This window comes from Chromobacterium vaccinii (assembly GCF_000971335.1).
Lineage (GTDB): Bacteria > Pseudomonadota > Gammaproteobacteria > Burkholderiales > Chromobacteriaceae > Chromobacterium > Chromobacterium vaccinii.
In genome coordinates this window covers 1-9,505 of the sequence record NZ_JZJL01000085.1, presented here as the reverse complement: position 1 = coordinate 9,505, position 9,505 = coordinate 1, and the positions used below count along the sequence as shown (strand labels likewise).

Genomic DNA, 9,505 nt, shown 5'->3' with positions numbered 1-9,505 from the left:
GCTACGGAGTTATGCAATAAAGCTGATCTTCGGCAGGAATTTTGTGTAATCTTCATAACGACGTCGGCCATTCTCTCATCATGCGAAAGGGAATCCGGCCAGCATTGCGTGATGCGGGTAATCGTTCTGCTTGTCAGTGAAATGGATCCCCATGGCATTCGATGGCAAATCATTGCTTTCCGTATTGTTGTGCCGGAGCGGCCCCCGTCTGTGCGCGCTGCCGTTGACGCATGTGCGCGAAATCATGCGCGCCTTGCCGGTCGACCCGGTGCCCGCCATGTCTGATTTCCTGCTGGGGCTGGCGCTGATACGCGGCGTTCCGGTGCCTGTGCTCGATTGCGCGCGCCTGGTGGGCTCGGCGCTGTCGACGCGGGTATCGCGCTTCGTCACGCTGACGCTGGGCGAGCGCCAGTTGGCGCTGGCGGTGGATGGCGTCATCGGCGTGCGGCAACTCCCAGCCGCCGCGCTGGCCGACATCGCCCCGTTGCTGGACGGGAGCGACGATGGCCTGGTGCAATCGATCGCGACGCTCGACGCGGAGTTGCTGCTGGTGCTGCGCGCCGGCCGCATGGTTCCGGAGGACATGTGGGAAGCCCTGGCGGCTGGGGATGGCGAGCCATGAGCATCGAGCCATCGGCCGCCCAGGTGGCGCAATTCCGCGATCTGATCGTCGACCGCCTTGGCCTGCAGTTCGACGAAACCAAGCTGGGCAATCTGGCGCGGGTGCTGGCCCGGCATGGGGGCCGGGACAACGCGGCCTATCTGGCCATGCTGGAGGCGGAGCCCGAGCCGTCCGAGGCTCTGCACCGGCTCGCGGTCGACCTGACCGTCACCGAAACGTACTTCTACCGGAATGGCGAGCAAATCCAGGCTTTTGCCGAGGCGGCGATGCCGGCCTGCCTGCAGGCGCGCGAAGGCCTGCCGGTGCGCGTGCTGTCGGCCGGCTGCGCCTCGGGCGAAGAACCATACACGCTGGCGATCGCCGCGAGAGAGACCATGGGCCTTGGCGCGGGCAGCGTGCAGATACGCGCCGTCGACGCCAATCCGGCCATGCTGGCCAAGGCGAGAGCGGCGCGCTATTCGGTCTGGTCGCTGCGCGAGGTGAGCCCCGCGATGCGGACGCGCTGGTTCGCGCGCGATGGCGACCTTTACGCGCTGGGCGATGGCGTGCGCCGATCGGTGCGGTTCGAGCAGCGCAATCTGGCGCGGGAGGACGCCGAATTATGGGCGCCCGGCAGTTACGACATCGTATTCTGCCGCAATGTGCTGATGTACTTCAGCCCGGAGCAGGCCGAGGCCGCCGTGGCGCGGATCGCGGAGGCCATGGCTCCCGGCGGCTATCTGTTCCTGGGGCATGCGGAAACTCTGCGCGGCCTGTCCAGCGATTTCCATCTTTGCCACACCCACGCCACCTTCTATTACCGGCGCAAATCGCAGGCCGGCGAGCCGGCGCCGGCGATGAAATTCAACCTGCCGGCATGGGGCGGGGCGCCATTCCAGCCATTGCTGCTGAATGATCCCGCGTGGGCCAATGTGATCGCGCGCGCGGCCCAGCGCATCGATTCGCTGGCGGTGGCGGCGCCGCAAGCGGATCACGGCCAGTCCGCGCCGGCGCAGCCGGATTTGCATCATGCCTTGTCGTGCCTGCACAAGGAGCAGTTCGAGCAAAGCCTGGCCCTGATCGAGAAGCTGCCGCAACAGCATGCCGATGATCCGGACGTGTTGCTGCTGAAGGCCGTCTCGCTCAGCCAGAGCGGCGCGCTGGCTGAGGCGCAGAACATCTGCCGCGCATTGCTGGCGCGCGACGAGCTCAATGCCGGCGCGCATTATGTGCTGGCCTTGTGTCGCGAAGAGGAGGGCGACAATCCGGCTGCGCTGACCCACTACCGCAGCGCCGCCTACCTGGATCCGGGCTTTGCGCTGGCGCGTCTGCATATCGGCGTGCTGGAGCGGCGGATGGCCGATCTCGACGCGGCGCGGCGAGATCTGGCCCAGGCCCTGGTCCTGCTGCAGCATGAGGATCCATCCCGGCTGCTGCTGTTCGGCGGCGGTTTCCCGCGCAGCGCGCTGATCGACCTTTGCCGCGCCGAACTGACTGCTCTTGGAGGTCCGCGATGAGCCCCGTTCTGGCGCTGGCCGACAGCGCGGCCAGCTTGCGCGAAGAGTTCGACCGCTCGTTTTCGTTGGCGCCCGCGCCGCCGGCCGCCGGCAGCGTCAATCTGCTGACGATACGGATAGGAAGCGATCCGTATGCGATCCGGCTGGGCGATATCCGCGGCCTGCATGCCGATCGCCGCATTCTGGAGCTGCCAGGCCCGCTGCCCGAGCTGTTGGGCGTGACCAACTTCCGCGGCCAGATCGTGCCGGTGTATCAATTGGCCGCGCTGCTGGGCAAAGCTGCCGGCGCCGTGCCGCGATGGATGGTGCTGGCGCAGGCCAGCGCGCCGTTGGCGCTGGCCTTCGAAGCCTTCGAGTCGCATATCTGCGCCGACGCCGGGCAGTTGATCGCATCGGCCGACTCGGCCGGCCAGGGACGGCCGAGCGAGGGGGTGCGTACCGCCTCCGGCGTGGTGCCGGTGCTGGACATCGGCGCGCTGGCCGCGCAGATCGAAGCGCGCACCGCCCATGCGTCGCAGAGACCGCAGCCATGAGCGCGCGCCGCATCGCCATCCCGCGCAGTCCGGGAACCCGCCATGGCTAAAGATCCCTACCGCTATTTCAGAATCGAGGCGCGAGAACTGGTCGGGCAGCTGAGCAAGGGCGTGCTGGCGCTTGAGCAAAGCGGCGGGGACGAGGAGCAGATAGCGCTGCTGCTGCGCTGGGCCCATACGCTGAAAGGAGCGGCGCGGGTGGTGAGGCAGTCGCAGATCGCCGACCTGCTGCATGGCGTGGAGGCGTTGCTGGCGCCGCTGCGTTCGGCCGGCGCGTCGCTGCCGCGCAGCATGATCGATCAGTTGCTGGCCGCCTGCGACCAAGTGAATGCGCTGCTAGCCCAATTGCCGTCGGCCGACGCCAATGACGCCGGCGCCGCCGACAAGGCCGGAGCCGGCGCGGAGGGAGGAGCCCTGCCGGCGCAGGACGCGCCGCAGCGCATCGTCCGGGCCGATGTGCTGGAGGTGGACGCATTGCTGGAGGGCCTGGGCGAAATCGGCGCCGAACTGGCCGGCATGCGGCGCGCCATCGGCGAGCTGGAGGCCTTGCGCGAACTGGCGCTGGCGGGAGAGGCGGCGTCTCAGGGCGGCAGGGCGCTGGCGGCGCAACTCGACGCGCTGGAGCGGAGGATGGCCGGCGGGGCCGAGCGGATCGACCGCGAGCTGCGCCAAACCCGCGACGCCGCCGAGCGGCTGCGGCTGGTCCCGGTCGACAGTATTTTCACCACGCTGGAGCGCTGCGCGCGCGACGCCGCCCACAGCTGCGGCAAGCAAGTCGCGTTCGATGCCAGAAGCGGGCAGTTGCGCATCGACGGCGAGGTGCTCGACGTGATGCTGGGCGCCTTGCTTCAGCTGGTGCGCAATGCGGTGGCGCACGGCATCGAGACGCCGGAGCAGCGCGCCGCCTCGGGCAAGGATGCGTCCGGCCGCATCGCGCTGGAGGTATCGAGGCGCGGATACATGGTGTGGTTCCGCTTCCGCGACGATGGCCGCGGCATTGACCGGGACGCGCTGAGAGCGGCGCTCGCCAAGCGCGGCCAGCACGCGCCGGCCGACGATGCCGCCTTGCTGGCCAGGCTGCTGGAAGGCGGAGTGAGCACCAGCAGCACGGTGACGGAACTGTCCGGGCGCGGCATCGGCATGGACGTGGTGCGCGCCGCGATGGGAAAGCTGGGCGGCAACGCCCGCGTCAGCAGCGATGCCGGCGGCACGACGTTCGAGTTGTGCGTGCCGTTGTCGCTGGCGGCGATGGAGGTGTTGCTGGTCGACGCCGACGGCCGCGCCATGGCGTTGCCGCTGGACGCGGTGCGGGGCACGCTGCGGGTGCCGCGGGAGCAGGTGGTGCATTCGGTGGATGGCGGCGCCATCGTGTATGAAGGCCAGCTGCTGCCTTTATTGCCGCTGGCCATCGGCGCGGCGGGGCGGGCCGCGCATCAGTGGTCGCCGCGCGCGATGACGGCGGTGGTCATCCGCAGCCGGGGCGAGTTGCTGGCGGTGGCGGCCAGCCGCTTGGGCGGGGTGGATAGCGTGGTGCTGCGCGCGCTTCCGCCGCTGATGACGGCCGATCCGATGGTGCTGGGACTGTATCTGGACATCGAGGGCGAGCCGCGCATGGTGCTCGACCCCGATGAGCTGGGCGGGGCGCTGACCCGCCGCAGCGACAGCGAGGCGGCGACGCCGCGCCCGCCTATCCTGATCGTCGACGATTCTCTGACCACCCGCATGCTGGAAAGCAGCATCCTGGAGTCGGCCGGCTATCAAGTGGAGCTGGCGGCTTCCGCCGAGGAGGGCCTGGAGCTGGCGCGGCAGAACCGCTACGGCTTGTTCCTGGTCGATGTCGAGATGCCGGGCATGGATGGTTTCGGCTTCATCACGGAGGTGCGCGCCGACCCGCAGCTGCGCGATATTCCGGCGCTGCTGGTGACTTCGCTCGACACGGCGGAGCACAAGCGGCGCGGCAGCGATGCCGGCGCCAACGGTTATATTGTCAAGAACGAATTCGATCAGACGGCGTTTCTGGCGCAGATCGGGGAGCTGGTGCTGCGATGACGAAATTGCGGGTGCTGGTGGTGGAGGATTCGCTGACGGTGCGCATGTACCTGTGCGAGTTGCTGGAGTCCGACCCGGCTTTCGAGCTGGTCGGCCAGGCCGAGGACGGCAAGCAGGCCATCGAGCTGTGCCTGGCCTTGCGCCCGGACGTCATCTCGCTGGACATGATGATGCCGGTGATGACCGGGCTGGCCGCCACCGAGTACATCATGGCCTATTGCCCGACCCCGATCCTGGTGGTTTCGTCCTCGGTCAACCGCGGCGAGTTGTTCCGCACTTACGAGGCGCTGGCGGCCGGGGCGCTGGACGTGATCGAGAAGCCGATGCCCGGGCAGGACCATTGGGGCGAGCACTATCTGGCCATGCTCAAACTGGTGGCGAAGATCAAGGTGGTCACGCATTTGCGCGGACGCCGCGCCGCCCAGGAGGCGCCGCCGGCGGCGCCTTGCGCGCCGGCATCGCCGCGGCAGGCTATGCGGCTGGTGGCGCTGGGGGCGTCGACCGGAGGGCCGAGCGCCCTGGTCGAGGTGCTGGGCGGCCTGCCCGCCGACTTCCCGTTGCCGCTGCTGGTGGTCATCCATATCGCCGAGCCCTTCGGCCATGCCTTCGTCGACTGGCTGGACGACCATTGCGCGCTGGACGTGCGGCTGGCGCGGCATGGCCAGCCGCTGCAGGCGCGCGGCGTGGCGCTGGCCGCGCCCGGGCTGCATTTGCAAGTGCGCGGCGGCAAGATGGTTTGCGAGGCGGGGCCGGAGCGCCTGTCGTGCCGGCCGTCGGTCGACGTGCTGTTCGAATCGGTGGCGCAGGAGTACGGCGCCGCCGCCGCCGCGGTGCTGCTGACCGGCATGGGGCAGGACGGCGCGCGGGGGCTGCTGGCCGTGCGCGCCGCCGGCGGATTGACGATCGCGCAGGATGAGGCCAGTTGCGTGGTATACGGCATGCCGCGAGAGGCGGCGTTGCTGAACGCGGCGCAGCGCATCCTGCCGCTGGCCGACATCGGCCCGGCGCTGGCGGCGCTGGCCGCGAGGCGCGCGCCATGATGGCCCCGGTGCTGATCGTCGACGACAGCCTGACGGTCCGGGCCGATCTCGAGGAGGCGTTCGCTGAGCGCGGGATGGCCGTCATCGCCTGCGCCTCGCTGGCGGAGGCGCGCGCCGCGATGGCGCGGCAGGCCGTCGGCCTGATGGTGCTGGATGTCATGTTGCCCGACGGCGATGGCATTGATCTGTTACGCGAGGTGCGGGCCACGGCCGAGGGCGCCAGCCTGCCGGTCCTGGTGCTGTCGAGCGAGGTCCAGGTCAGCGACCGCATACGCGGCATGCTGACCGGGTCAAACGATTATGTCGGCAAGCCCTATGACCGCGACCGCCTGGTGGCGCGCGCGGTGCAGCTGCTGGAGGCGGCGGGGACGCCGGTCGACGCCGCGCCGCTGGTGCAGGTGATAGACGACAGCCTGACTTACCGCGAGCAACTGGCAAGCTTGCTGCGCGAGCAGGGTTATCAGGTGGCGCTGGCCCATAGCGGGGAAGAGGGCTTGCGCGCGATGGCGTCGCGCCGCCCCGCGGCGCTGCTGGTGGACCGCATGCTGCCCGGCATCGACGGCGCCGCCGTGGTGCGCAAGCTGCGCCTCGATCCGGCCTTGCGCACCGTGCCGTGCATCCTGCTGACCGGGGCCGACGAGGAGGGCGCCGAGCTGTACGCCCTGGACGCCGGCGCGGACGCCTTCGTGCAAAAGGATGGCGACGCCGGCATATTGCTGGCGCGGCTGGCGGCGGTGCTGCGCAATGTCGACGGCGCAAGCGGCATTGCGCCGCAGCAGGCCGGACGGCGCATCCTGGCGGTAGACGACAGCGTGACCTATTTGCACCAGCTGGCCGAGGTGCTCGGCGACGAGGGTTACGACATGATCCTGGCCGAATCGGGCGAGCAGGCGCTGGCGCTGCTGAAGGTGCAAACCGTCGACTGCGTGCTGATGGACCGCCTGATGCCAGGACTATCGGGCACCGAGACCTGCTCCCGCCTGAAGGGCGACCCCGCCACGCGCGACATTCCGCTGATCATGCTGACCGCGATGGAGGACAGAGCTGAAATGATCGAGGGCCTGTCGACCGGCGCCGACGATTATGTGCTGAAGTCGAGCGAGTTCGACGTGCTCAAGGCGCGCGTGCGGGCGCAGCTGCGGCGCAAGCAGTTCGAGGACGAGAGCCGCCGCATCCGCGCCGAGCTGATGGACAAGAAACTGGAGGCGGCGGAGGTGCGCGCGGCGCGCGCGCTGGCGGAAAGCCGCGCCATCCTCCTGGCCGAGCTGGAGCAAAAGAACCGTGATCTGGAGCAGGCCAACCGGCTCAAGTCCGAGTTCCTGTCCAATATGTCGCACGAGCTGCGCACGCCGCTCAACGCCATCATCGGCTTTTCAGACTTGCTGTCGCGCGGCGTCATCGGGCCGCTCAGCCCCAAGCAGATCACCTGCGCCGGCCACATTCTCTCCAGCGGCCGCCACTTGCTGGGCCTCATCAACGACATCCTGGATTTGTCCAAGGTGGAGGCGGGCAAGATGGAGCGGGTGCTGGAGCCGATCGACGCCAACGCCGTGTTGCGCGCCTGCCTGTCCATCGTGCAGGACAACGCGGCGCGGCGCGGCATCGAATTGGAGTTTCTGCCCTGCGAGCCGCTGCAGCCGGTGCTGGTCGACCTGCGGAAATTCCGCCAGATGGTCTACAACCTGCTGTCCAATGCGGTCAAATTCAGCCGCGACGGCGGCCGCGTGGTGCTGTCGCTGCATCGCGAGCAGCGCTGCGATATCGGCTACGGCGAGGATGGAGCCTGGGCGAGCCGCCTGTTGCCGCTGCCGGAGGGGCCCGAGCAGGAGTTTCTGGAAGTGCGGGTGCTGGACAGCGGCGGCGGGATCGCCGCCGCCGATCTGCCGGCGCTGTTCCAAACCTTCAGCCAGCTTGATTCTTCCAGCTCGCGCCAGCATGAAGGCAGCGGCCTGGGGCTGGCGCTGGTCAGCCGGCTGGCCGAGCTGCACGGCGGCACGGTCGGCGTCAGCAGCGCGGTGGGCCTTGGCGCGCAGTTCTCGATCTGGCTGCCGCTGCGGGTGGACGCGCCGGCAGTCTCGCCAAATGCCGCGCCGCGCCGGGCGCTGGTGGTGGTGGACGATGCGAAGGCCGCCGAACAGCTCCAGGCCCATCTGGAGAGAATCGGCTTCGCGGCGGACATCGCGCGCGATGCCGAAACCGCGCTGTCGATGGCGCGCGGCGAAGTTCCGGATCTGATCGCGCTGGACTTGCTGTCGCCCGAGGGAGGCGGCTGGGCGGTGCTGAACGAAATCAAGCGCAACCCCCGGCTGGAGCGCGTGCCGGTAGTGCTCGCCGCCATTGCGGCCGAAGAGATGAAGGCCTGCGTGATGGGTGTCGCGCGGCTGCTGCAAAAACCAGTGTCGCGCCAGAGCCTGCGCGACGCGGTGCAGGCTTTGGGCTTGGGCGATGCGCGGGCGCAGGCGACGACCGTGATGATCATCGACGACACGGCCACCGGTACGCGGCTGAGCGCGGATCTCGCCGCCTTGAACTGCAAGGCGCTGTGTTATGCCGACGGCGCGCTTGCCTTGGCGGCGTTGCGGGACGCCAGGCCGGACTTGCTGATCGTCGGCCTGGCGCTGTCCGATGTCGGCTGTTTCGAAGCGCTCGCGGCGCTGCGCAACCACAACGCCGCCGCCGTTCCCATCCTGCTGCTGAGCGAAGGCAGCGTCAGCATGAACGATAGGCGGCGCTTGAGCGGGCAAGCGCTGCGGGTGATGGAAAAAGACAGTTTCGACCGGCGGCAGTTTTTGTTCGAGGTCGGCCGCGCGCTGCAGCAGGCCGCGCGCCGCCGGATTGCCGCCGCGGCCGCGCCCGGCCTGGCAAGCGAGGTGGATAATGGCACGCATACTGATAGTCGATGACACGCCGGGCAATATGGTGCTTACCAGCATGATGCTGGAAAGCGAAGGCCACACGTTGTTTTGCGCCGAGTGCGCGCGCGACGGCATCGACATCGCCCGGAGCGAGTCGCCGGATCTGGTGCTGATGGACGTCCAGATGCCGGAAATGGACGGCATCGAGGCCGTCGCCATTCTCAAGGGCGACCCGCGGACGCGGGCCATCGCGGTGGTGGCTTTGACCGCCTGCGTGATGAAGGGCGACCGCGAGCGCATGCTGGCCGCCGGTTTCGATGGCTACATCGAAAAGCCAATCGACTATGTCAATTTCGTGGCAGAGATCAGGCGCCTGGTCGGACCGCAGCAGACTTCCGGACAGGAATAATGCAAGGGCAGGCGGACCGATCCGCCGGTAATGGGAGTGGCTCAATCATGAATAAAAACCGGACCTTCGGCCAGAAGCTGGCTTTCGGCTTCGCGGTATCGTCGGCTTTCCTGATCGTGATCGGCATCGCGGCGTATTGGAGCATCGGCGTGCTGATCGCCACCGCCAGCTCGGTCACCCATACCCAGAAGGTGCTGGAGCATGTGTCCGGCCTGGTCAGCCTGATGAAGGATGCCGAGACCGGCCAGCGCGGCTATCTGCTCACCGGCGATCCCGCCTATCTCGAGCCGTTCCGCGCATCCGTCGCCGGTGTGCCGGCGGTGATGTCCGAACTGCGCGCCCTGAGCGCCGACAATGCCGGGCAGCAGGCCAAGATCAGCCAGGCCGAAACGCTGGTGAACAGCAAGTTCAGCGAACTCAAGCGCACCATCGATCTGCGCAAGGCCGGCCATGGCAATGAAGCGCTGAAACTCGTCCTGAGCGGAGAGGGCAAGAAGTATA

The 9,505-nt window shown here is 68.4% G+C and carries 8 protein-coding genes; all 8 read left to right on the top strand.

What is annotated here, in order from left to right:
* The first annotated feature begins 151 nt into the window (after positions 1 to 151).
* A complete protein-coding gene (locus VL52_RS22140) occupies positions 152 to 622 on the top strand; it encodes a chemotaxis protein CheW (protein WP_046159072.1) in 471 nt (156 codons plus the stop codon).
* Positions 619 to 2,118 (top strand): CheR family methyltransferase, encoded by a 1,500-nt coding sequence (locus tag VL52_RS22135; RefSeq protein WP_052729472.1) that lies wholly within the window; start codon positions 619 to 621, stop codon positions 2,116 to 2,118. The genes VL52_RS22140 and VL52_RS22135 overlap by 4 nt, the downstream gene beginning before the upstream one ends.
* On the top strand, positions 2,115 to 2,651 hold the full coding sequence (locus tag VL52_RS22130) for a chemotaxis protein CheW (protein WP_046159070.1): 537 nt from the start codon (positions 2,115 to 2,117) through the stop codon (positions 2,649 to 2,651). The genes VL52_RS22135 and VL52_RS22130 overlap by 4 nt, the downstream gene beginning before the upstream one ends.
* 42 nt (positions 2,652 to 2,693) lie before the next feature.
* Complete coding sequence (locus VL52_RS22125; protein WP_046159069.1) at positions 2,694 to 4,700, top strand: hybrid sensor histidine kinase/response regulator; 2,007 nt, start codon at positions 2,694 to 2,696, stop codon at positions 4,698 to 4,700.
* The gene (gene cheB / locus VL52_RS22120; RefSeq protein ID WP_046159068.1) at positions 4,697 to 5,740 is read left to right on the top strand and encodes a chemotaxis-specific protein-glutamate methyltransferase CheB; all 1,044 of its coding nucleotides are present in this window, start codon (positions 4,697 to 4,699) and stop codon (positions 5,738 to 5,740) included. The genes VL52_RS22125 and cheB overlap by 4 nt, the downstream gene beginning before the upstream one ends.
* Positions 5,737 to 8,643 (top strand): response regulator, encoded by a 2,907-nt coding sequence (locus VL52_RS22115; RefSeq protein ID WP_052729471.1) that lies wholly within the window; start codon positions 5,737 to 5,739, stop codon positions 8,641 to 8,643. The genes cheB and VL52_RS22115 overlap by 4 nt, the downstream gene beginning before the upstream one ends.
* Positions 8,618 to 9,004, top strand: a complete 387-nt coding sequence (locus VL52_RS22110) for a response regulator (RefSeq protein ID WP_052717653.1) — start codon at positions 8,618 to 8,620, stop codon at positions 9,002 to 9,004. The genes VL52_RS22115 and VL52_RS22110 overlap by 26 nt, the downstream gene beginning before the upstream one ends.
* 47 nt (positions 9,005 to 9,051) lie before the next feature.
* Positions 9,052 to 9,505: CHASE3 domain-containing protein (locus VL52_RS22105; RefSeq protein ID WP_046159066.1), on the top strand; the 454-nt coding region annotated here is incomplete at its 3' end.

Excerpts from the sequence above, each read along its gene's own strand:
- VL52_RS22130 (WP_046159070.1), top strand. The coding sequence starts at position 2,115 with ATGAGCCCCGTTCTGGCGCTGGCCGACAGCGCGGCCAGCTTGCGCGAA.
- VL52_RS22125 (WP_046159069.1), top strand. The coding sequence starts at position 2,694 with ATGGCTAAAGATCCCTACCGCTATTTCAGAATCGAGGCGCGAGAACTG.
- cheB (WP_046159068.1), top strand. The coding sequence starts at position 4,697 with ATGACGAAATTGCGGGTGCTGGTGGTGGAGGATTCGCTGACGGTGCGC.
- VL52_RS22140 (WP_046159072.1), top strand. The coding sequence starts at position 152 with ATGGCATTCGATGGCAAATCATTGCTTTCCGTATTGTTGTGCCGGAGC.
- VL52_RS22135 (WP_052729472.1), top strand. The coding sequence starts at position 619 with ATGAGCATCGAGCCATCGGCCGCCCAGGTGGCGCAATTCCGCGATCTG.
- VL52_RS22110 (WP_052717653.1), top strand. The coding sequence starts at position 8,618 with ATGGCACGCATACTGATAGTCGATGACACGCCGGGCAATATGGTGCTT.
- VL52_RS22115 (WP_052729471.1), top strand. The coding sequence starts at position 5,737 with ATGATGGCCCCGGTGCTGATCGTCGACGACAGCCTGACGGTCCGGGCC.